This window comes from Limosilactobacillus vaginalis DSM 5837 = ATCC 49540 (genome assembly GCF_000159435.1).
Classification (GTDB): Bacteria; Bacillota; Bacilli; order Lactobacillales; family Lactobacillaceae; genus Limosilactobacillus; species Limosilactobacillus vaginalis.
The window spans coordinates 1-658 of record NZ_GG693438.1; the positions used below are offsets into that span (position 1 = coordinate 1).

1 pseudogene is annotated in these 658 nt (G+C 40.3%); it reads right to left on the reverse strand.

The features are described 5' to 3' along the window. Positions 1 to 299: pseudogene (locus HMPREF0549_RS08900) on the reverse strand (hypothetical protein); the annotation flags it as partial. Between the last annotated feature and the right edge of the window lie 359 nt (positions 300 to 658).

The following is a 658-nucleotide window of genomic DNA, read 5'->3' on the forward strand; positions in this document are numbered from 1 at the left end:
CGTACATCCGCTCCTACTCGCTTAGCCTTATCTCGTAATACTTTAATTGCTTGCTCATGGGCAGACGCTTTTTCTTCTCCAGTAGCGGTTCCAAAGACTAGACCAATAATTCTGTAATCATTCTCCGGAATTTTTTCAGTCGTTGTTAAAGTAATTTCATCAACTGCTTCAATTGTTGGCTGTTTTTTCTTCTTTCGTCCCTGAGATACAAATCCTGCTAGGCCACGATTTATCCCTGCTCCATACATCTTTTTAGCACGATCAATTGATTCCTGATCATTTTTTGACTTAAACAGCATTTAACTCCCACACCTATTCATAGATTATTATATTTAGATTATAGCAAAAACTCGAAGCTGGGAATTAACTTTCTCGGAGGGACGGTTGACTAACCTAGAACGATGAATGATGATGAAATCATCAGAATCGTTCGTAGTTAGGCTCGAGTCCCTCAGTTACGATACGAAGTGAGCCTATTTGGATTCCCGCGATTAGACTCTATAGGTTCGGAGAGCGCTAAATATGGAAAAGAGGATGGGAAAAAAGCCTAGTTTTTTCCCATCCTCGAATTATTTGCTATTTTATTGTAGAAACGCGTTTGCTAGAGATAACGGTCCTCGGCAACATAGCCGAAATGCGCTCACCCTAAATTCACTCA